The sequence below is a fragment of the Streptomyces montanus genome (assembly GCF_005786655.1).
Lineage (GTDB): Bacteria > Actinomycetota > Actinomycetes > Streptomycetales > Streptomycetaceae > Streptomyces > Streptomyces sporangiiformans.
The window spans coordinates 162,976-185,210 of sequence record NZ_VBZC01000006.1 but is presented as its reverse complement, the minus strand read 5'-3'; the positions used below and the strand labels follow the sequence as shown (position 1 = coordinate 185,210).

Genomic DNA, 22,235 nt, shown 5'->3' with positions numbered 1-22,235 from the left:
CAAGCCCATGACTCACGAGACCCTGCGCGGAACCGAACCGATTCCCCAGCGCCCCGCCCTGCCCCTGGTCGGCCACGCGTTCGACATCCCCAGTGGCGCCGACGGCCTGCTCTACGTGATGAAGGAGGCCAAGGAGCTGGGGCCACTGTTCAAGCTCCGCGTCTTCGGCAACGAGATCAACTTCGCCTCCGGCCTCGACCTCGTCACCGAGCTCGTGGACGAGAGCCGCTTCCGCAAGAACGTGCACCCCGACCTCGTGATCCTCCGGGGGATCGGTGGCGACGGGCTCTTCACCGCCTTCAACGACGAGCCCAACTGGCGCAAGGCGCACGACGTCCTGATGCCGGCGTTCTCCCTCGGCGCGATGCGCGGTTACCACGCGACGATGCTCAAAGTCACCCGGGAGCTGATCGGGAAGTGGGACGGGGCGGCGGGTACGGAGCCCGTGGACGTCGCCGACGACATGACACGGCTGACCCTCGACACGATCGGCCTGTGCGGTTTCGGCTACGACTTCGAGTCGTTCAGCCGGGAGGAACCGCACCCCTTCGTCACCGCCTTGTCACGGGCGCTCGGCTTCGCCCAGGACAAGGGGGAGTCCATCCCCGGCGCGGAGCTGTTCAAGTGGAAGCAGGCGGAGCAGTTCCGCAAGGACGTGACCCTGATGGAGGGCCTGGTCGACGACGTGATCCGGCAGCGCCGGGCGTCCGGCGACCAGAGCACCGACGACCTGCTCGGGCGCATGCTGCACACCCGCGACGCGGTGACGGGCGAGCCCCTGGACGACGTCAACATCCGCTACCAGGCGATCACGTTCCTCATCGCCGGCCACGAGACCACCAGTGGCGCCCTGTCCTTCGCCCTCTACTACCTGACCAAGCACCCCGAGGTCCTGGCCCGCGCCCAGGCCGAGGTCGACGCACTGTGGGGCGACTCGGACGCCCCCGAGCCCGACTACGGGGACATCGGCAAGCTGACGTACATCCGCCAGGTGCTCAACGAGGGCCTGCGGCTGTGGCCGACGGCGCCCGCCTTCGCGGTGGAGCCGCTTCAGGACACGGTCATCGGCGGCAAGTACGCCGTGCGCAAGGGCGAGTCGATCCAGATCCTCATCCCGCAGTTGCACCGCGACCCCGCCTGGGGCGAGAACGTGGAGCTGTTCGACCCCGACCGGTTCCTGCCCGAGCGGGAGGAGGAGCGCCCGGTCCATCTGTTCAAGCCGTTCGGCAACGGTGAACGGGCCTGCATCGGGCGCCAGTTCGCGCTGCACGAGGCGACGCTGGTCCTCGCGCTGGTGATCCACCGCTACCGCCTGATCGACCACACCAACTACCAGCTGAAGATCAAGCAGTCCCTCACCCTCAAGCCCGACAAGTTCACCCTGAACCTCGCCCGGCGCACCAGCGGCGAGCGGCGCCTGCCGACCGTCACCGCGAGCAACGCCCCCGCCGCCGAGGACCGGCCCGCCGCCCGGCGCGCCACGGGAACCGCGCTGACCCTGCTGCACGGCTCCAACCTGGGCACCTGCGCGGGCATCGCACGCGATCTGGCCGTGGACGGCGATGAACGCGGGTTCGCCCCGTCCGTCGCGCCCCTCAACGACGCCGTGGGCACGCTATCGGCCGGCGGCGGACCGGTCGTGATCGTCGCCGCCTCCTACAACGGCAGGCCCACCGACGACGCCGCGGAGTTCGTCGCCTGGCTGGAGGGACTCGAGCCCGGCTCGCTCGACGGCCTGAAGTACGCCGTACTCGGCGTCGGCGACCGCAACTGGGCCGCCACCTACCAGCGCGTCCCGACCCTCATCGACGAGCGGCTGGCAGCGGCCGGCGCCACCTCACTGCTGGAGCGCGGCGCCGCGGACGCCTCCGGCGACTTCGCCGGCGCGGTGGACCGGTGGACCGGCGACCTGTGGACTGCTCTGCTGGAGCGGTACGGGGCCACCGGGGAGGCCACCGGGGCAGAGTCGGACGCCGGCCAGGAGACGGGACTGTACGCGTTGGAGGACGCGACCGACTCGGTCATGGGCGGGCTCGCGGCACGACATGGCGTCCAGCCGATGGAGGTGCTCGACTCGTACGAACTGGTCGACATGAGCCACGAACTGGGCCGCTCCAAGCGCTTCCTGCGGCTGCGGCTGCCGGAGGGCGTCACCTACCGCACCGGTGACCACATCGCCGTTCTGCCGAGCAACCCCGACAATCTCGTCCAACGGGTCGCCGAACGCTTCGGCCTCGACCTGGACCGCACCGTCCGGCTCCGTGCCCGCCGCCGCAGCCGGGGCGCCCTGCCCGTGGACCGCCCGCTGACCCTGCGGCGCCTGCTCACCGACTTCGTCGAACTGCAGGACCCCGCCACCCAGGAGCAGGTCGCCGTGCTCGCCGAGCGCACCGCCTGCCCGCCCGAGAAGCGCCACCTGGCCGAACTCGCGGCGGCGGAACCGGAGACCTTCCGCGAGCAGGTGACCGTCGCCGGACGCAGCGTCCTGGACCTGCTGGAGCGCTACCGGGCCTGCGAGCTGCCGTTCGAGGTCTTCCTGGAGCTGCTGCCGGTGCTGCGCCCGCGCCACTACTCGATCTCCTCGTCCGCCCAGGCGGCACCCGGCGAGGTGGACCTGATGGTGTCGCTGCTCGCCGCGCCCCACCGGGGCGGCGAGGGCACGTTCCGCGGCATCGGTTCGCACTACCTGCAGACCGTGACGGCCGGTGACACCGTCCAGGCCAGAGTGCTGCCCTGCAGCGAGGCCTTCCGCCTGCCCGGGGACGACTCCGTGCCGGTGATCCTGGTCAGCGCGGGCACTGGTCTGGCACCGTTCCGGGGCGCCGTCCTCGACCGCCACCACACCCGGTCCACCGGATCTCTGCTGTGCTACTTCGGCTGCGACCACCCCGACGTCGACTACCTGCACCGCGAGGAGTTCGAGGCGGCCGAGGCCGCCGGAGCCGTCAGCATGCGGCCCACCTTCTCCTGCGCTCCCGAGGACGGTGCCCGCTTCGTGCAGGACCGCATCGCGAAGGAGAGCGACGAGGTCTGGGCGGCGCTGGAGGCCGGCGGACGTGTCTACGTCTGCGGCGACGGCCGCCGCATGGCCCCCGCGGTGCGGGAGGCGGTCATGGCGATCTACCGCACGTACACCGGCGCCGGTGACGACGAGGCCGGCGCCTGGCTGAGCGCCCTGATCGAGTCCGGCACTTACGTCGAGGACGTCTGGGCCGGCTGACCACCCAGGGTGCGGTGGCCGACGTCCACCGCACACCCCGCCGAGCTCGCCGACCGACAGGGCCACGGACGCCCCCCACGTCCGTGGCCCTGTCTCCTTCGAAACGTGTCCCGCCCCCTCCTGAACTCGTGAGGTTCTCATGCTTGTTGCACGCTCGGCGCCCCACCGAGGGCCGTTGACCGTCCCCAACCCCCCGCAGAGGAGCGACCGGTGAACGCGCGCAGCGGCTCCGCCCTGACCTTCGGCGTGGCGGTCGCGCTCATCGCCGGAGTGACCCTGGGCAACGGCGGAGCGAACGTGATGCCCGTCTTCGTCGACGACTTCGCGACGCGCTTCGCGTTGTCGGACTCCGCCGCCGGACTCGTCGCCGCGACCCAGCTGATGGCGACCGCCGTCGTCACGCTGCTGCTGGCCAAGCGGGCGGCGCGGCCGGGGCGTGTGCGGATGACCCGCCTGGGTCTGGCGGTCTCGGGCGTCGGCTTTCTGGGGGCAGCGGCGGTCACCGACCCGGTGACCCTGCTCCTGGCCAACCTGGTCCTCGGCGCGGGGCTCGGCGCGGTCTACGCGGCTGCCACGGCGGCGCTCGCCGCCACCGACGACGCCGACAAAGCGTCCGCGGTCACCATTTCCGGCGTGGTCGGCGTGACAGCACTGCTGATCATGGGCGTCCCCGCGGCCAACCACGACCTGGGGGAGGGCACCGGCTTCCTGCTCATGGCGCTGTGCTGTCTGCTCGCCTGGCCGCTGGTACGCCGACTCCCCGACGGCCCCGCGGTACCGGCCTCCGGATCCGCCGGTACGGGAGAGGCGGCCTCGGCGAGACCATCGGTCGTGCTGCTCGTCGGCACCGGGCTCCTGTGGGCCGTCACCCAGGGCGCATGGTCGTACGCCTCGGTCCTGGGGCGTCAGCACACCGGCATGTCGCACTCCGCCGTGTCGACCGTCCTCGCCGTCTCCAGCGTCGTGGCACTCGTCGGCGCCGTGGTGGGACCCGTCGCCGCGCGGCATTTCGGGCGCATGCGGTCGATGGCCGCCTTCGTCACGGCGCAGGCCCTCGCGATGGCGGTCCTGATCTTCACCCACGACTCCGTGCTCTTCGTCATCGCGGCCGTCCTGTGGCAGACCTGCCAACTGGCGGTCCTGGTGCAGATGCTCGCCGCCGCGGCGCTCATCGACCCGACCGGCCGCCTGGTGGCCTCCCTCAGTGGGGCGGGTGCACTGGGTACCGGCGTCGGACCGTTGGTCGTCGGCGCCATCCTCGACGGTGCCGGGGCCGGCGTACTGAGTCTCGTCCTGGCGATCGGCACCTTCGTCGCCTCGCTGCCCCTGCTGAGGATGACGGTGGCCAGTGGGGAGGCCACCGACGAACCGCAGCCTGGACGCGTGCCGACGGTCTGAAGACGTCGTCCCGACCTCGCGGAACGGCCGCTGCCCTGTCCGGTGTCAGGGGCAGCGGCTGCCTGTGCGTTGAAAACCGGTCGCCTTGGAAACGGGGCGCACGCTGCTCCAGGAAGGAGATGACGCGCCGGAACGACGCCGCCGGAACCTGGAGGTCTACGACCGGCCCTTCACCGCGGTTCTGGGCACCTTCCGGCCGGCCGACGTCAGCAGCTCATCGCTCTGTGACGGCGACAAGGGCGAGGCCGGCCTGTTCCGCCCTGCCGTCAGCTCGTCGGCAGGCTCACGAGCTCCATTCGGCCTCCGGCGAGAGCGACGACAGTGGAGACCAGGGCCTGCAGACAGGTGAGCTCGGCCTCCTCGTCGGGCAGTGAGAGATGCTGCACCGAGAGGCCGTCGAAGCCGGCCAGGAAGAACCGGGCGAGGGTCTCCGCCGGCTGGGCGAGCTGGTGACCGGTGCGCTCGGCCGCCTCGGTCACCAGCTGCGTCGTCACGGCCGTCACCCCGCGGTAGTGGCCCTCAAGGGCCTCCTGCAGCCGTGGTGTCCGGAGCGCGAACATGGACAGTTCGGTGAGCAGCTGGTGGGTGGTCGGCTGCTCGCGCAGGGTCTGCCACAGGGCGGCGGCGAGTGCCGCGACCGTCTCCTCGAAGCCGGCGTCCGCGTGCGCCGCCCGTTCGACCTGTGCGATCAGATCATGGGTGAGCTGCTCCATGACGGCCCGGTACAGATCTTCCTTGGTGCCGAAGGTGTAGTGCACCGTTGCCTGGGCCACGCCCAGCTCGGCTGCGATGGCACGGGTGCTTCCAGCAGCCACACCCTCCCTGGTCATGAGGTCGATGGCGGCCTTGATCAGCTGAGGGCGGCGCTCTGCCGCAGAAACATGAGCCATGGAGACATCATATCGACTTGGTCCAGTGAGCAAGTCGTTCGATCAAGTCGTGGTTTCCGGACACTCTTCCAGGCGGTAGCGGTCTCCAGTCTGCCCGCTGAGGTCCCCTCTGTGGCCGCACAGGTCAGTTCCCGGGCGGGTTGCCGCACGGTCTGCCGGCGTGCGGCGCCTACTAGCCGCCCACCATGGTCAGCCGGGCCCCGGAGGGCAGCGACGTGCTCACCAAGGAACTGTTCGGCCCCGTCGTCACCGTCCAGACCTTCACCTCTCAGGGCGAGGCGGTACGGATGGCGAACGCCACAGAGTACGGGCTCGCCGCCTCGGTGTGGACCCGCGACCTCGACGCCGCGCTCCGGCTGGCGCGCGGCATCGAAGCCGGGGTGGTCTCCGTCAACGCGTACAGCGAAGGCGACATCACCACACCCACGGCGGGTGGAAGCAGTCGGGGTTCGGTGGCGCGGAGAAGTCCACCGACGCCTTCGCGCAGTGGACCAGAGTGAAGACGGTCTGGATCCGCACCCGTTGAACCGTTGAACCGTTGGCCCTTGCCCGAGTGGCCCTGTGGCGCGTGGACGCTCGCTTACCGTTCCGCGGTCTCCACGCGCAGCCGGGCCGGGGCCGCCCCATGCCAGCGGTGCACCGCCCACCGCAGGGCTCGCACGTCGGAGAAACCCGCCTGCCGAGCGATGTCACGCGGGGTCGGCTCGGGTCGGCGCAGCAGCTACTCGACCCGCTCGCGGCGCACGCGGTCGACGACGGCCTCGTACGTCGTGCCGCACTCGGCCAGACGACGGCGCAGGGTGCGCTCGCTGGAAGCGTGCCGTGTGCGGTGAATCCCGAACGGTACGCCTGGCGTGGGCCGTCGGCTGATCGGCCTGGGCCTGGCCCGGGCCTCGCCGGACACCCGCCCGGTTCGCGTACACGGCCGACCTCCCCGTACCGCCCGGCATGCCCGACTCTGCCGGCATCGACCCGAAGCGTCCGCCGCCGGGGGTGGTCCTTGCCACTCCGCTGAGTGAAGCGGCCCTGATGGGGAGGAAGTAGGCCCGCCTCCGAGTCAGACCCGTTGTCGGAGGCTGTCGTTGCGACCTCGGGCTGTGACCTTTCCGGGGTACCCGCCCGAGGCTCATCGGACGGAATTCGCCAGTTTGGTGGCCCCGTTGAGCAGGTACTCCAGCGGTCCGCGGCGGAAGAAGCGGGACCAGATCGCCGCGAACAGAGTGGCTCCGACGATGAAGCAGAGCAGCAGCGCGGCGGAGGCGGACTTCGGTGGGGTGGCCGCTTCGCCGGGCAGGGCGAGGATCACCAGGATGTGGCCCACGTAGAGGGTCAGGGACATGGTGCCGGCGGCGATGATCGGAGTTGCCGGCCGCCGCAGCCACGGCAGTCGGTCCATCGCCACTGTCAGGCACAGGAGCACGGTGATGGCGATCCCGATGCTGCCGATGAGGTCGAACGTGGAACCGGTGTGCGGCTCGGCTGCCAGCAACCCCCATGCGTCGGGGCCCCACAGCTCACCACCGACCGGCATGTCGAAGGATCCCGCTGCCATGCCGGGGTCCTTCATGGCACCGGGATCCTTCATGGCAGGCATCCCGGCCATGATCTTCTCAGCGCCGCCGGACAACCGGAGCGCCAGCCACGAGACGCCGTATCCGAACGCGATCAGCGCGGGACCGACCACGGCCAGCCGTCGCCGCACCGCGCCGGAGGCCAGATCCAGCCTGCCCAACGCCATGCCCGTGACCACGAACGTCATCCAGGTGATCGCCGGGTACAAGCCGGTGAGCAGGAAGTCGAGCACGCCTACGCCGGAGAGTCGCGCGATCGGGTCGTACGAGTCGATGGTGTTCACGATCGACTCGTTGAGCAGCGCTCGGAGGCCGTACGCCAGCTGCGGCGCGACGACCGCGAGCACGACCGCGATGATCGCGAGCGTCCTGGCCCGTAACCGCAGCAGGGGCAGGGCCAGCAGGAAGTACACCGCGTAGAAGTTGAGGATCACGGCGCCGCCGAAGTTGGTCATCGCCAGCGCGCTGCCCACCAGCAGCAGGATCACGGCCCGGATCACGATCCGGGCCTTCGCCTGCCGACCGGCCAGTCCGGTCTTCGGCTCAAGGCGGCCGGCGATCAGCACCAACGAGAACCCGGCGAGGGTGGCGAACAGCGCCGACGCCCGGCCGCTCGCCAGGCCCAGGAACCAGTCGCCGATGCCGCCGCCGGGTGCTGGGAAGGGGCCGACGTGCACGGCGAACATCCCGAACACGGCCAGTGCACGGGCGAGGTCCACCCCCACCAGCCGCGCCATCGGCGCTGGGAGTTCCGTCGCCGTGGCGGACTCGGGTGCGGGCACGGGCACGGGCCGGGGAGGCACCTTCTTGGCGCTTTCGATCTCAGTCACTGTGACAACGTTGCTGAGGCGCGGGGGCGGTCAACCATCCGACGGGCTTCGGGAGGTACCCCGCCGGTCGGCCGACCGACCCCCGCCGATCGGCGGGGTCGGTCGGCCGTACACGAACGACTGTGGTCGCCGACCTGGTCGCCGAGACGCCGCGGGTCAGCAGGCTCACCGCCACCACAAGATCATGAATGCCCTGGGGTTTCGAACCGAGCACACCGCCGCCGTCACCACCGCCGCCGCGATCGTGGCCACGGTCCGGGAAAGGATCAACGTGTGAGGCTCATCGACGGGCGCCCTATCGCTGCCGCCATCACTGCTGAGGTCACCGCCACCGTGGCCGATTTGACCGCAGCCGGGACCACCCCACGCCTGCGATCGGACACAAGGTACGACGTCTCCGTGTGCGATCGCGTAGCACCACCCAGCCGACCTGCGCGTCGAAGCACCCCGAGCTCGACAGAGGCCGGTACGGACATCCCGCTCCCCCACTTCACGGCGTCGTGCCCACAGCGTGCCCGTAAGACGGGTCAATCACGGTCAACAGCGGTGCGATCCCGCACTCCCAGGCACCACACCGGAGCGCATACATCCAGGTCAGAAGCCCATCCGCACCCGCAAGCGCCGTCGCTTCCCAAGCTGAGAGCGCGAGTTCGATTCTCGTCACCCGCTCTTTTTGAAGCCCCAGGTCAGCAGCCTGGGGCTTGTGTATTGGCGGGGGTTTTCCGCCGGAGACCTGTCTGTAGATGCACGAAGATTGGGCGCGTGGAGGGCACGAGTTCTCGGTGGCCATGGCAGGCTCACTGCTCGGACCCCGAAAGGTTCCACCGACCTGCGGTTTCACTGTGTCAGCCCCATCGGCCACGTCTGTGAACCCTCAGCTTGCCCGTCCCTCCGGAGAGACAGATGGCGTTTACGGACGCCGCCGCACTACCGATTGCCCAACTCTTGCCCGGCAGGCAGGACTTCGACGAGCACGCCACAGCGGAAACCGACGGACCAGGCGGCACCCAGGCGATGCCCCGTGTCCTCCGGATGACGACGTGGTCCGCCACCCTCGCCTGACGCAGGCATGGTGGAAACCTCTCAGACGATGTCGTGGATGTTGTGCTCGGTAAGGTCGGATGCGTGCCGGGCAACGGCGCGGTAGTCGGCATCGTCGTGCAGGACAGCCAGTCCGTGATGGGCCGCGGTCGCGGCGATGATGAGGTCCACCGCCGAAGCGCTGCGGTGCTCCCCGGCCCGGGCCATACGGTGCTGCACCGCACCGATCCAGCGCCCCGCGTTCTTCGGCACCGCCACATCGGGGTACAGGTCGGTGAACATCTCCGTGATCTCGTCGTACTCGCGTCCGTTCCGGGCACTGTGAAGGAACTCGGCGCGCTGCGCATAGCAGGATGCGACGGCCCCGGCGTCGATCGCGTCATACCAAGTCGACTGCAGTTTCGGATCGCGGAGCAGCCGGACCAAGCCAGACGTGTCGAGCAGGTAGATCACAGGCTGTCCTTCTCCGCCCGGTGCAGACGCTCCGCGTCCTCGACGGCACCCCATCCACGCGCACGCTCGAAGTGGCGGCTGATGCGCGCCGCACGCTCCTGCTGCTCGGCATAGAAGTGCAGGGCGAGGTTGACTGCCTCCTTCTTGGTCCTGACCTTGGACAAAGCCATGGCACGTTCCAGGGCGTCGTCGTCGATGTCGATCTGGGTCACAGACACGCGGCACCTCCTACACGATGTTGGTGATGTACAAAGAAGGATACGCCACCAACATTCACGAGGCCACAGCCTGAGTGCCGGCACCGGCACGTGTAGCCGCAACGGCCAATCCGGATCAGCCCGAGAGGCGACGCGGTCCAGTCATCGCGAGTGTCGCGCGCCTACATGGCCCGGCTGCTGGCGATAGCGGTGCCAGTCCAATTTGGGGGTTGGTGCTGGAGTCGGAACCTGCCGGGAGGGCATGCGGTGCAAGCGGATGGCCATGTCCTCGCCCTTGATGCGGTCCCCGCGCGGGTCGAGAGGGCCGGTCGACGGCGAAACGTCGCGGGAAGCGGGTGGCCCTCCAGTCAAGGCCGGTGGTTGTGCATGACACGGCGTTGACGGGAGTTCTGCTGTTATCAGTGAATGTCCTGCAGTAGGGGGCTGCCGCCCCTAACGTGCTCTTACTGCCGTGCAGGGTGCATTGGGGGAGGTTCATGGTGGATGCGGTCTCGGCAACGCTGTTGGCACCATTGCCCGGTGGTATCGAGGGGCAGGTCGGCCGCCATCAGGCGTGGCCCGCCGCTTTCCGTAGCACTCTCACCACGGTCGCCGATTTCGACCCGGAACATACCGCTTGGGAACAGGGCAAAGTCTCTTCTGGCATGACTGGGGCACGCCGGTGACCGCCGTCGGGAAGGCCCCCGGTCCCGACAGCGGGTGTGGTGGCGGTGCGGACCCGTTGGATGTGCTGCCCGCGGCTTCCGAGTCGGCCGGCGGGGCGGTGGTGAACGAGATCAGCGGCGGAGTCTTTCTGAGCCCGGTGATCCAGGGTCACACCGTGATCTTGCGTCTGCCGCCGACCGTCACCCCGGCATCCGGCGGTCTGCCGCCCGCCACCCCCGTCTTCACCGGCCGTGACGTTCAGCTGAAGGAGATCCACGGCCGACTGGCTCCTCAGGGGCCGGACACGCCAGGCGGAGTGGGCGTGGCGGTCACTGTGCTGGTCGGCCTGGGTGGTGTCGGCAAGACCGAGCTGGCCCTGCAGGCCGCCCACCGGGCCGTCGCCGAACCCGGCTGGTTCCCCGGCGGGCTGCTGTTCGTAGACCTGTTCGGTTATGACGACGAGCGCCGCCTGTCCCCGGAGCAGGCCCTGGACACGCTTCTGCGTTATCTGGCCGTCCCGGTCCAACACATCCCCGTCGACCTGCAGGGCCGCAGCGCGCTGTACCGCACCATCCTCAAGGGCTACGCCGATCAAGGCCGACGCGTCCTCGTCATCCTGGACAACGCCTCCAGCACCGACCAGGTCCGCCCGCTGCTGCCTTCTGACAGCGACACCCCCGTCCTGCTCACCTCCCGCCACACCCTCACCTTCCACCTGGGCGAGCGCCTGTACGACCTGGACGTCCTGGACAGTGACGATGGCGTCGAACTCATCCGCCGCTTACTCGAACAGGCCCGCCCCGGCGATGCCCGGGCAGCCGTGGAGCCCACGCAGGCCGCCCGGATCGTCGAGCTGTGTGCCGGACTACCCCTCGCGCTGTGGGTCGCCACCGCGCTGCTCACCGAGGCCCCCTCCCGGCCTCTGGCCAACCTCGCCCAGGCCCTGGAGGACTCGCACCGCCGCCTGGAGCGCCTCAGCCGCCGCAGCGACAAGGCCGTACGGGCCTCCTTCGACCTCTCCTATCAGGCCCTGTCTCCGCAGCACGCGCGGCTGTTCCGGTTCCTGTCCCTGAACCCCGGCCCCGATCTGTCCACTGAGGCCGCCGCCTGCCTCCTCGACGAGGACCTCTTCGACGTGCAGGACCTCCTCGACGACCTCGCCCTGGCCCATCTCATCGGTCCCGGCGCCTCCTACGGCCGCTGGCGCATGCACGATCTGGTCCGGTTGTTCGCTCATGAGCGCGGCAACGCCCAGGCTGGGGCCGACCGGCCCCTGGAGGCCGCAAGCCGCCTTTTCGACCACTACCGGCTCACCACGGAAGCCGCCGACACGCTCCTGGGACCCGGCTACGAGAACCCGGGCCGCTTCGCCGATCTCGCCCAGGCCCTGAACTGGCTGGACACCGAGCATCCCAACCTCATCGCCACCGTCCAGACCGCGTACCACCTGGGGCACGCCGACACCAGCTACCATCTCGCCTTCGCGCTCACCAGATACCTCAAGCGCCGACGCCACCTGGACGACTGGATCAAGGTCAGCGCCACCGCCGCGGCTCTGTGCCACCTGCACGGTCCCGAGGGCGGCACGGCCTTGGCCTTGAGTAATTACGGCGTCGCACTGGCCGAAGCGCGGCGATTCGACGAAGCCGTCAAGGCTCATGGCGCCGCTCTGGCCATCAAAAGACGGCTGAACGACCAGCGCGGCGTGGCACGAACCCTCAGCAACATCGCCACGACCTGGCATGAGATGCGCCGGTTCGAGGACGCCGTCAGCGCCTACATGGCGGCTGCCAGGATCTTCGGCGAGTTGGGCCACCACCGCGGTCAAGCCCACACACTCACCAACCTCGCCGCCCTGTTGAACGACCTGCGACGGTTCGACCAAGCGCTCGCCGTCCTCTCCGAGGTCGCAGACCTCACCCAGGAAGGAAACGGCCACGACATCACCGGACTGATGGCGCGCGGCGCGGCCCTGGCCGGGAAGCGTCGGTTCGACGAGGCCATCGAGGTGTTCAACCGCGCAGCGGACATCCACCGCCGGAACGCCGACCACCACGAAGAGGCCAACACCCTCAACCACATCGGCAATGCGATGCTCCAAGCGTGGCGCGTCGACGAGGCCATCAAAGCCCATACCCGGGCCGCCGAACTCCTGCAGAAGACAGGTGACCTCCACGGCGAGGCCACGGCACGCAACAGCCTCGGCCTGTGCCTGCGGCAATCCCGTCGGCTGTCCGAGGCAGCGGAAGCCCACACCCGGGCCGCCGAAGCCTTCCACGACACCGGCGACCGCAACGGCGAGGGTCTTGCCCGCACCAACCTCGGGATGGTCCTGGTCGCCCTCGGCCGCCCCGACCAGGCAGTGGACGAGCACACGCGTGCCGCCAAACTCCTTCGCAAGACCTCGGACCCGAACGGCGAAGGTATCGCGCTGAACAACCTCGGTTGCGCCTTGCGGAGGGTTGGGGAGTTCGCGGGGGCTCTTGCGGCTCACGACCGGGCTGCCGAGCTCTTCCGGCAGACCGGGGATCGCAAGTCCGAGGCCGATGTCCTCAACAACGTCGGCACGGCCCGTCGTGAGATGGGGCAGTTCAAGGAAGCCATCGATGCCAACACCGCCGCCGCTGCCCTCTACAGGGAAGTCTCCGATCGCCACGGGGAGGCCGAGGCGTCGACAAAGATCGCGGAGGCGCTACTGGAAACGGGGCGGTTCGAGGAAGCGGCCCACGCCAGCCGCCGGGCCGCCGAAATCCTCCGGAAGACGGAGGACCGTTACGGAACGGCCGTGGCGTACGGCAACCTCGGCGTCGCCCTGATCGGATTGGGCAGCTATCGCGAGGCCGTCGACGCGTGCGAGAAGGCTGTCCACCTCTTCCGAGAGCTGGACTGCTCCTCGGAGGAGACCACGGCGCGGCGCTACCTCTTCCATGCGGCAGGCGAGCTGAAGAAACCGGACTGACAGGTACCCGGCCGCACGGGCCAGCGGACTCGCTGCCGGTCTGTGAGTGAGGACCTGTCGACCTCGTGGCGGTCGCCACAACGGAATTGCAAGGGTTGCACCTCTGGCATCGCGACCGGGACTTCGAGTGCATCGCCGCCGTCACCGGCCAGGCACTGCAGTAGTACGGCCCAGCAGTCGGCAAGTGAGCTTGGGTTGAGCGCTGTTCCATGCGAGAGTCGATTCCGTAGCAGGGGCACACAGCACCGGAAGACGTACGCACGCGCGAAGGCACACCCGAGCTGGACGCCTCCACCAGCCCAGCCAAGCGCAGCATTCGTTCGCGCACGGGTTCTACCGACCGTCCTTCGGAGCCGTGCCCACAGCGTGCCCGTAAGGGCGGACAACCACGGTCAACAGCGGTGCGACCGGGCCCGCACTACACCGTCGGCACGAAGGATCAATGCAGGTCAGAAGCCATGCAACCGCCCAAGCGCCATGGCTTCCCAAGCTGAGAGCGCGAGTTCGATTCTCGTCACCCGCTCCACGATGAAACCCCAGGTCAGCGGCCTGAGGTTTGTGTTTTGCCACTGTCCCTCGGGGGTTTTCACTCCGCCACGCGCTCAAAGATCGGGCACGCGGAGGGAATGAGCGCCTGGTTGAGGCCGGCCAGCCCCTGCTCGTTGAGCCGGTGTCTACCGTATGACCTGCTGTTTTCACCCCGCGCAGCACAAGATCAGAACCCGCTGCTGTTCGACAACAGCGGCAAAAAGAAGCCCGCCTACTCGCACTGCACGCCCGAGGCGGGGTGCCGGGGCCGCCATGCCCGGTGGCCCTTTGCACCACGGCCCGTCCAGTTTTCGTTATCGGCGTCGCCCCCGCCCGTCTCCTCAGCATGCATGTGACACGACAGATCAGCCGCCGCACCATGCTCAAGGCCACGGGCGCCGCAGCCGGAGCCGTCGGCCTCGCCACCTTCGCCACCCCCTCGGTGGCCGCGGGCGGGACCTTCGCGCACCCCGGTCTCCTCCACACCGGCGCCGATCTCGCCCGTATGGCCGCCAAGGTGAAGGCCGGCGCCTCCCCCTACACCGCCGGGTATGCGAAGCTGACCGCCAACCGGCATGCGCAGAGCGACTGGACGCCCAATCCGCAGGCCATCGTGTACCGGGGCGTGGAACTGCGCCCCCGCAGCACGTGGCCGCAGAACTACGGGATCCTCTACAACGACATCCACGCCGCGTACCAGAACGCCCTGCGCTACCACGTCAGCGGCGACAGCGCCCACGCCGACACCGCCGTCGTGATCCTCAACGCCTGGTCGGCGAAGCTGACGAAAGTCAGCGGCAGCGCCGACCGATTCCTGCTCGCCGGGCTGCAGGGGTACCAGGCCGCCAACGCAGCCGAACTCGTGCGCGACCACCCCGACTTCGAGCTCGGCCGGTTCCAGAAGATGATGCTCGACGTCTTCTACTCGGTGAGTGAGGACTTTCTCGTCCGCCACAACGGCACTCCCGCCCCCCACTACTGGCCCAACTGGGACCTGTGCAACATGGCGTGCGCGCTGGCCACGGGCATCTTCTGCGACGACCAGACCAAGGTCGAGCAGGCCGTCGAGTACTTCAAGCACGGCGTCGGCATGGGCTCGATCAAGCACGCCATCCCGGTCGTTCGAGACGATGGGCTCGCCGAGTGGATGGAGGCCGGGCGCGACCAGGGGCACTCGCTGCTGGGCGTCGGCCTGATGGGCACCGTCTGCGAGATGGCCTGGAACCAGGGCATCGACCTGTACGGCTACGACGACAACCGCTTCCTCAAGGGCGCTCAGTACGTGGCCAAGTGGAGCCTGGGCGGGAATGTGCCGTACACGCCCTACGCCCAGGTGGACCGTCGGCCGGGGATCCAGCAGCCCACCCAGGTCGCCCCCGCCGACCCGGCGCAGATGCGTCCGGTCTGGGCCATGATCGCCAACCACTACACCAAGCGGCGCGGGCTGTCCGCCACTTACCTCACGCAGATCGCCGCCAAGGCCGCGCCCGAGGGCGGCGGCGGGGACTACGGGCCCAACAGCGGCGGGTTCGACCAGCTCGGCTTCGGGACGCTGGCGTTCACGCGGGACAAGGCGACGGACACCAAGGCCACCCCGAAGCCCGCCGCTTCGGCCCCGGCCTCGGGCGCCGCCTCCGACGCGCGGCCCCAGACGGCGGCCACCGCGTCGGCCTCCGCTTCCGCCTCCCCCGCCGGGGGAAGCGACCTCGCCGCGACCGGCTCCGGCGAGATCGTCGGGTGGACGGCCGCCGCGGGCGTCACCGCCGTCGCCGGCGGCCTGCTCTTCCTGCGCCGCCGCGACCGGGGGCGCCACGGGGCGTCGTAGCCACGAGCGTATGACGGAGGAATCCAGCACCCGATGCTTGTGGGCGCTATGCAGCCGCAACGCCGCTTCAACGGTTGGTCTCCGCACGGGGCGGCCCGTGCGGAGTTCTCCCCCGGTGGCGCCGGCCTCCTCCCTTCCGGGATTCCGTGCCCTTCGCGTGCCCGTAAGGACGGAAAACCACGGTCAACAGCGGTGCAATCCGACCCACACGACCACCCCAGCGGTGGGCGACCGTGAGCGTCGTGTCCGCGTCTTGAGGACCGGCGCACCGCGGCTCAGGTATGGCGGGCCTCGCGCTCCGTCTTCGCCCGGACCGTGTCGATTACCGCCTGGACGGCCGTCACGAAGTTCTGGGGGTCGTCCAGACCCACGAACCGTGGTGCGACCCGCGCGATGTTGGGGTATTTGTCGGGCGGCAGCGTGAGGTAGTCCGTCTTCCAGGCGCGCAGGTCGGCGTCCCGGAGCTCCGGGGACAGCGCGGCCAGACTCGCGTCCATGGCGCTGTAGGCCAGCACCAGGTCGGCGAAGACCCGGTAGTAGCGGGCGGCTTCGGCGTCGTCGAGGCCGGCCCGGCGCATGCAGTCCAGTTTGCGCTCCACGGACCGGAATTCGTTCTCCCGCCGGGCGGTGCGCGCGGCTGCCAGGGCCCCCACCCGGGGATGGCGGAGAAACGCCTCATGGGTATGGATCGCGATCTCCATGAGGTCGTGGGCCCAGTCGTCCGTGGGCGGCGGGGTGCTGGCCAGTGCCTCCTCGTGCAGGGCGTCGATGAGTGCCAGCAGCAGTTCGTCCTTGTTGCGGAAGTGCCGGTAGATCGCCGTCGGATGGGCGGACAGCTCACGGCCGAGGGCCTGGAACGTCAGCTTCTCCATACCGGAGGAGTCCGCGACCCGGAACGCCGCCTGGACGATCAGCTCCTGGCTCAGGGTGCCTCGCGGCAGCCGGCTCCGGTCCGCCCTCTTGGTCGTCCTGGTACCGCTTTTGGTCATGCTTCCTTCCCCATGTCGATCCCTCCCATGATCGCGCACCGGCCACGGCGTCAGCCGGCCACCGCCGAACCGTCCGCGCGCGGATCGGTGGCCGCCGCCAGGTGCGGTCGGCCGTCCCCGGGGGGCCGCCGGATGATTTGCCCGTGGCCCACCCCGTCGTCGTTCGCGCCGAGCGACCGGACGGTGAAGCCCGCCTCCTCGATCGCGTGGACGCCGGCGGGAGGAACGTCCCGCTCGGTGCTGACGACGCCCGCGCCGGTCGTCACCCCTGCCTCCATGGCTCCGAGAACCCAGCGTGGCACCGACACGGCGTGTTCGGGAGAGGAACCGGCGGCGAGATGCAGGGCCAGGTGGGTGTGCACCTGGGGTTGCGCACGTCCCCCCATGGCGCCGTGCGCGCCGACGAGTTCACCCCCTTCGCGGACCAGAACCGGCATGAGCGTGTGCATCGGCCGCTTCCCTCCGGCCAGCCCGTTGGGCGAGGCGAGGTCGAGGGAGAACGAGGCACCCCGGTTGTGCAGGACGATCCCGGTGCCGGGGTCGAGCACGGCGGCGCCGAAGCTGTGGAAGACGCTCTGGATCAGGGAGACCCAGGTGCCGTCCGCGTCGGCCACCACCACCGCGACGGTGTCACCGGACGCCTTGCGCTGTGCGAGCAGGTCGACCGCCGTGCCCGACATCGCGTGCTCGGCGACGCGCCGCGCGTATGTGTCGGACAGCAGGTGGTCGACAGGGGCGCTGCTCCAGTCCGGGTCGGCGCAGTAGCGGTCGCGGTCGCCGGCGGTCCATGCCAGTACGGAGGCGACCACGCCGGCGTCGCGGCCCAGCGGGTCGAGCGGCCCGCGGACGGTGCGGGCCACGTCGAGTGCCTTGAGACCCTGGAGGAAGAAGAGGCCCTGCGAGTTCGCACCGGCCGACAGGTACTCGACACCGTCGTACTCCACGGCGAGCGCCTGCGAGAGCTCCACGGTGTGTACGGCGAAATCCTCCTCGGTCATCGCGGAGCCCCCCGCGGCGAGCAGCTTCACCAGGCTCGCGCCCACCTCGCCGCCGTACATCGCGGCGGGGCCTTCGGAGCCGATCAGGTCCAGGGAGCGGGCGAGGTGGGGCTGGCGCAGCGTCTGTCCGGCGGTGAGGACCTCGCCGTCGGCGAAGAACACCCCCCGCATACCGGGATCCCGCGCCAGGTGGCTGCTCTCCCGTGCGAGATCGTTGGCCAGTCCGGAGGCCACGGCCACCCCCTCACGGGCGGCGGCCTCGGCGGGCGCGAGCGCCGAGGCGAGCGGACGGGTGCCCCAGATCTCGGCGAGAGTGCCCCATCCGGCGACCGCGCCGGGAACCGTTACCGGCAGGGCGCCGAAGACCGGCATCACGTCGTACGCCGCCGTCAACGGCAGTACGTCGACCGCGCGGGGGGCCCGGCCGCTGGCGTTGACGAAGCGGATGTCGCCATCCCGGGTGCCCACCAGTGCCAGCAGGTCGCCGCCGACAGAGCACTGGTTGGGGTACACGACCGTCAGCATGGCAGCGGCGGCGAGCGCCGCGTCGACCGCGTTGCCGCCCCCGCGCAGCACCTCGGCCGCCACGTCGCTGGCCGCGGCGTGGGGCGTCGCGACGGCCCATTCCCTGCCCCTCGCGGCGAGCGGACGTTCGGTGAATGCGGACATCGTTCCCTTTCCGGAGTGCGTCGGCGGCCGCCTGCGGTGCGGCCTCCTTAACCGCCGCGTTACAAGGGACTTCTTGACAGTCCGAGAGCGACGGGCCTAGCTTCCCTCCATAGTCAATGCTATCGACTATGACATTGACTTACAGCGCCGCGCAACAGCGCGAACTCGCAAAGGGGTTCGAAAATGGCCAGGTCGCTCTCCTTCTCCCGCCGGTCGGTATCCGTACTGACCGGCACCACCGCCGCGGCCGCCATGGCCCTCACCGGATGCGCCGGGAACTCCGGCGGCACCGACGCCGCCGCCACGGCTGCGTCGGTCAAGCTGCCCGCGGGCGCGCTCGTGAAGGACGGTCAGATCACCTACTGTTCGGACATCAGCGCGCCGCCGCTGACGTTCTACGACGCCGCGCAGAAGCCTGTGGGAGCCGAAGTCGAACTCGGGAACGCGCTGGCCGCCGAGCTCGGGGTCAAGGCGAACTGGGCCAACACCAGCTTCAACGGGATCATCCCGGCGCTGCAGGCCAAACAGTGTGACGCGATCATCAGCCAGCTCTACATCAAGCCGGAGCGGAAGAAGGTCGTCGACTTCGTCCCGTACATGTACGCCTCCAACACCTTCGTCGTGGCCGAGAAGAACGCCAAGGCCATCAAGGGCGCGGGCGACCTGTGCGGCAAGAAGGCGGCCGGGCAGACAGGCACCACTGTCGTCCAATACCTCACCGACCAGTCCAAGAAGTGCACGGCGGGCGGGAAGGCGAAGATCGACATCCGGCAGTTCACCAAGGACAGCGACGCCCTTCAGCAACTGCGTCTCGGACTGGTGGACGCCTACGGCACGACGCTGGAGACCGCCGCGTATGTGCTGAAGCAGCAGCCGGGTACCTTCAGCCTCGCCGGCGAACCGTTCAATCGCATCAAGGTGGGAGCCGCGACCCGCAAGGACGACACGTCCCTGCACGAGGCGCTCGTCCAGGCGCTGGCCGCGGTACGCAAGAGCGGCGCGTACGACACGATCCTCAAGAAGTGGCACCTGACCGGCGACGACATCGCCAACTGATTCCGGGGCAGGCGCGCAGAGAGAAGACCACGTGACCCACGCAACCGTGCTCGCCGACGCAGGGCAGCCGGCCGGCTTCGACTGGCCGTTCTTCTGGCACTACCTGTTCTCGCCCTCCGGGACGTTCCTCGACGGACTCTGGCGCACCGTCTACATCTCGGTCGTCGCCCAACTGCTCGGTGTGCTCCTCGGGTTCGCCGTCGCCCTGGCCCAGCGCAGCCGCTTCTCCCCGCTGCGCTGGGGCGGCCGGACCTATGTCTGGCTGATCCGCGGTACGCCCCTGCTCGTCCAGCTCGTCCTCGTCTACAACGGCCTCGCTGCGGCGGGCATCTACCGCTTCGGCGACGTCCAGGTCGGCGGGCTCGTCCTCCTCGGCGTCGTGCAGGCGGCCACACTGACGCTCGCCGTGAACGAGGCCGCGTACATGGCCGAGATCTTCCGCGCGGCCCTCGACGCCATCGATCCCGGGCAGGCGGAGGCGGCGCAGGCGCTGGGCATGACCCCGGCGATGGCCATGCGGGTCGTGCTGCTGCCGCAGGCGATACGGATCATCGTTCCGCCGCTGGGCAACGAGTTCAACCTGATGATGAAGTCGACCTCCCTCCTGTCGGTCATCGGCCTCCAGGAGATGTTCCTGACCGCGCAGTCGATCAACTCGGCGACCTTCAAGACCTTCGAGATCTTCCTCGTCGCCGCCTGCTATTACCTCGCGTTGACGACGGTGTGGTCGTTCGTCCAGCGGTTCATCGAGCGCAAACTCGCGGATCCCGGACAGGTGATCGCCGCACCCTCGCTGCGGGAGCGGTTCACCGGTGGCGGCCTGGGCCGCACCACCGGCCGCGAGGACGCCACGCTGGTAGGCAAGGAGGCCCACTGACATGGAACCGATCACGAGGCAGGCCGGGGAACAAGGGGGTCACGGGGCTGGGACACCCGCCGGGCCGGCCGACGCATCGGCGGTGATGTCGGCACGCGGGGTGGTCAAGCGCTTCGGCGACGTCCGGGTGCTGAACGGCATCTCCATGGACGTCCGGGCCCGCGAGGTCGTGGTCATGGTGGGGCCGTCCGGGTCCGGCAAGACCACGTTCCTCCGATGTCTCAACCACCTGGAACGCATCGATGGGGGCGAGATCCTCATCCACGGCCGCTCGGTCGGCTACCGGCCGCGGCCGTCCGGCTCCGATCGGCCTGTGGAGGAGCGGCCGAAGGTGGTGGCCGAACGCCGCCGCAACATTGGTTTCGTCTTCCAACGCTTCAACCTCTTTCCCCACCTGACCGCACTCGACAACGTGGCCGTCGCGCCGACGAAGGTCCTCGGCGTGCCGAAAGCCGAGGCCAGGGAGCTGGCGCAGGCGCTCCTGGCGAGGGTAGGCCTCGGACACAAGGCGTCGTCGCGGCCGTCGGCACTGTCCGGCGGCCAGCAGCAGCGCGTCGCCATCGCCCGCGCCCTCGCCATGAAGCCGGCGTTGATGCTCTTCGACGAACCGACGAGCGCCCTCGACCCGGAGATGGTCGGCGAGGTCATCGCCGTGATGAAGGAGCTCGTCGACGACGGCATGACGATGATCGTCGTCACACACGAGATGGGCTTCGCCCGCTCGGCCGCGGATCGGCTGGTCATGCTCGACCAGGGGGCCGTCCTGGAGGAAGGCCCTCCCGAGAAGCTCATGACCGACCCCGCCCACGAACGCACACGCGCCTTCCTACGCCGTATCAACGAGGGCGGCTGAGCACTCGCGGCGCCGACACGGAGCCCGGGTCGCATCCCGCCACGCCACGTGGTGTAGCCGATCAAGCAAGCGGAACGGCCAGGTCGCGACCCTGGTCGCCCTTGCCGGTGGCCCTGTTTGGGCACACCGAGCCGGGACCGGCGACAACTACCGGGCCGCCCAAGGCGGGCCACGCTCGCTGGGTCCAGACCGGAGGCGACAGATCGTGATCGGCTACACCACGACCGGGTCACGACCGGGACGCCATCGATCCGTGTGGCCCGCGCTTCCCACCACTTCCGCCCGAAAGTGTTGTGCCGGCACCGCGCCAACTGATCGCGCATGCGATGTCGCCCGTGCGCGTCTTACGGAGACGTATCCGAGGCACCTCTCCACGGGAGAGACGGCGCTGACGACCGGCGCGAGCCGACGCCGTGCCCAACCCGTGCCCGTAAGACCGGACAACTACGGTCAACAGCGGTGCGACCCCGGCCCTCGCGGCCGTCCAAGGAGAGGGCATCTGCGCTGGTCAAAGGCGTAGGGCCGGTGCGAGCACCGTCGCTTCCCAAGCTGAGAGCGCGAGTTCGATTCTCGTCACCCGCTCCACGAAGAAGCCCAGGTCAGAGACCTGGGCCTTTCTGCTGTCCTCGGCGATCACTCGCCGCGTGCCAGATTCACTCCGAACGCTTCTCGGCGGTCATCCGGGCTGCCTGTTCCTGAGCCTTCCGGACAGTGACGTCAAGGCCGACGGTGCTCTCTCTTTCGCACTTCACCGTCCGGAGGCCGGATGTCAGAGGCATGCGGCAGAGTGCCGGGGAACGACACCAGCCCCGGAGCCAGGGGCAGATGAGAAACCTCCCGGAGAGATGGCATGCCGAAGATCCCGAAAGGACGGCGCGTGGCGCAGGCCGCCGTGAACGCGCTGCGCGCTCTGCTCGAAGAGCACGATCACATCGTCCAAGAGATACCCGGGCAGAACGACTTCGGCGAGGACTTCTATGTCACCTTCACCGGCGACGGAGATCTCACGAGTGACACCATCAAGGTGCAGGTGAAGGGTGGCGAGAGTTGGCGCCGGGGCATCCGCGACCACGCGCAGCCGACCACCGAGTGCTTCCACATAAGCCCGGAGCGTCGCCACCTGACGGCGGCGCTTGCGGGGCATCATACTGTCTGACCTGTGCTTTCGTGGTTCAGCTGCGGTGCGGTGCCTCATGGCGGCGGCCGACGCGCCAA

14 protein-coding genes and 3 pseudogenes are annotated in these 22,235 nt (G+C 69.4%); 10 read left to right on the top strand and 7 right to left on the bottom strand.

The genetic code is table 11. The features are described from left to right. Nucleotides 1–7: 7 nt before the first annotated feature. Complete coding sequence (locus tag FE633_RS07340; protein WP_138044263.1) at nucleotides 8–3,220, top strand: bifunctional cytochrome P450/NADPH--P450 reductase; 3,213 nt, start codon at nucleotides 8–10, stop codon at nucleotides 3,218–3,220. Between the two features lie 210 nt (nucleotides 3,221–3,430). Further along, on the top strand, nucleotides 3,431–4,618 hold the full coding sequence (locus FE633_RS07335; protein WP_138044262.1) for an MFS transporter: 1,188 nt from the start codon (nucleotides 3,431–3,433) through the stop codon (nucleotides 4,616–4,618). Nucleotides 4,619–4,884: 266 nt separating this feature from the next. Here FE633_RS07335 and FE633_RS07330 read toward each other — a convergent pair whose 3' ends face one another. Continuing rightward, on the bottom strand, nucleotides 4,885–5,508 hold the full coding sequence (locus FE633_RS07330; protein WP_138044261.1) for a TetR/AcrR family transcriptional regulator: 624 nt from the start codon (nucleotides 5,506–5,508) through the stop codon (nucleotides 4,885–4,887). A 134-nt stretch (nucleotides 5,509–5,642) separates the two neighbouring features. Here FE633_RS07330 and FE633_RS07325 point away from each other — a divergent pair. After that, nucleotides 5,643–6,034, top strand: a pseudogene (locus tag FE633_RS07325) (aldehyde dehydrogenase family protein); the annotation flags it as partial. A gap of 54 nt (nucleotides 6,035–6,088) precedes the next feature. Here FE633_RS07325 and FE633_RS07320 read toward each other — a convergent pair. The 4 genes and pseudogenes from FE633_RS07320 to FE633_RS07305 all read right to left on the bottom strand — a co-directional run. Then, nucleotides 6,089–6,331, bottom strand: a pseudogene (locus FE633_RS07320) (helix-turn-helix domain-containing protein); the annotation flags it as partial. A gap of 303 nt (nucleotides 6,332–6,634) precedes the next feature. Further along, nucleotides 6,635–7,909 (bottom strand): DUF418 domain-containing protein, encoded by a 1,275-nt coding sequence (locus FE633_RS07315; protein ID WP_138044260.1) that lies wholly within the window; start codon nucleotides 7,907–7,909, stop codon nucleotides 6,635–6,637. Nucleotides 7,910–8,992: 1,083 nt separating this feature from the next. Then, nucleotides 8,993–9,403 (bottom strand): PIN domain-containing protein, encoded by a 411-nt coding sequence (locus FE633_RS07310; protein WP_138044259.1) that lies wholly within the window; start codon nucleotides 9,401–9,403, stop codon nucleotides 8,993–8,995. Further along, nucleotides 9,400–9,621, bottom strand: a complete 222-nt coding sequence (locus tag FE633_RS07305; protein ID WP_171059847.1) for a type II toxin-antitoxin system VapB family antitoxin — start codon at nucleotides 9,619–9,621, stop codon at nucleotides 9,400–9,402. Before FE633_RS07305 ends, FE633_RS07310 begins: the two co-directional genes overlap by 4 nt. Before the next feature lie 661 nt (nucleotides 9,622–10,282). On the opposite strand from FE633_RS07305, the gene FE633_RS07300 reads away from it, so the two are divergent. The 3 genes and pseudogenes from FE633_RS07300 (at nucleotide 10,283) to FE633_RS07290 (ending at nucleotide 15,578) form a co-directional block, all read left to right on the top strand. Continuing rightward, on the top strand, nucleotides 10,283–13,225 hold the full coding sequence (locus tag FE633_RS07300; RefSeq protein WP_171059846.1) for a tetratricopeptide repeat protein: 2,943 nt from the start codon (nucleotides 10,283–10,285) through the stop codon (nucleotides 13,223–13,225). A 50-nt stretch (nucleotides 13,226–13,275) separates the two neighbouring features. Then, nucleotides 13,276–13,389: pseudogene (locus FE633_RS48125) on the top strand (PIN domain nuclease); the annotation flags it as partial. A gap of 710 nt (nucleotides 13,390–14,099) precedes the next feature. Then, nucleotides 14,100–15,578, top strand: a complete 1,479-nt coding sequence (locus FE633_RS07290; RefSeq protein WP_246113477.1) for an alginate lyase family protein — start codon at nucleotides 14,100–14,102, stop codon at nucleotides 15,576–15,578. Nucleotides 15,579–15,853: 275 nt separating this feature from the next. Here FE633_RS07290 and FE633_RS07285 read toward each other — a convergent pair whose 3' ends face one another. After that, nucleotides 15,854–16,567, bottom strand: coding sequence for a TetR/AcrR family transcriptional regulator (locus FE633_RS07285; protein WP_138044257.1), 714 nt, complete (start codon nucleotides 16,565–16,567; stop codon nucleotides 15,854–15,856). Nucleotides 16,568–16,617: 50 nt separating this feature from the next. Continuing rightward, nucleotides 16,618–18,234, bottom strand: coding sequence for a gamma-glutamyltransferase family protein (locus tag FE633_RS07280; RefSeq protein WP_138044256.1), 1,617 nt, complete (start codon nucleotides 18,232–18,234; stop codon nucleotides 16,618–16,620). Between the two features lie 183 nt (nucleotides 18,235–18,417). Here FE633_RS07280 and FE633_RS07275 point away from each other — a divergent pair, with 183 nt between their 5' ends. The 4 genes from FE633_RS07275 to FE633_RS07260 all read left to right on the top strand — a co-directional run bounded on the left by FE633_RS07275 (nucleotide 18,418) and on the right by FE633_RS07260 (nucleotide 22,176). Beyond that, nucleotides 18,418–19,290, top strand: coding sequence for an ABC transporter substrate-binding protein (locus tag FE633_RS07275; protein ID WP_138044255.1), 873 nt, complete (start codon nucleotides 18,418–18,420; stop codon nucleotides 19,288–19,290). A 31-nt stretch (nucleotides 19,291–19,321) separates the two neighbouring features. Continuing rightward, nucleotides 19,322–20,167: an amino acid ABC transporter permease gene (locus FE633_RS07270; protein ID WP_138044254.1), complete on the top strand. Its 846-nt coding sequence runs from the start codon at nucleotides 19,322–19,324 to the stop codon at nucleotides 20,165–20,167. 85 nt (nucleotides 20,168–20,252) lie between these two features. Beyond that, nucleotides 20,253–21,020, top strand: coding sequence for an amino acid ABC transporter ATP-binding protein (locus FE633_RS07265; protein WP_281291140.1), 768 nt, complete (start codon nucleotides 20,253–20,255; stop codon nucleotides 21,018–21,020). 850 nt (nucleotides 21,021–21,870) lie between these two features. Continuing rightward, nucleotides 21,871–22,176, top strand: a complete 306-nt coding sequence (locus FE633_RS07260; protein WP_246113476.1) for a DUF4365 domain-containing protein — start codon at nucleotides 21,871–21,873, stop codon at nucleotides 22,174–22,176. Nucleotides 22,177–22,235: the final 59 nt, after the last annotated feature.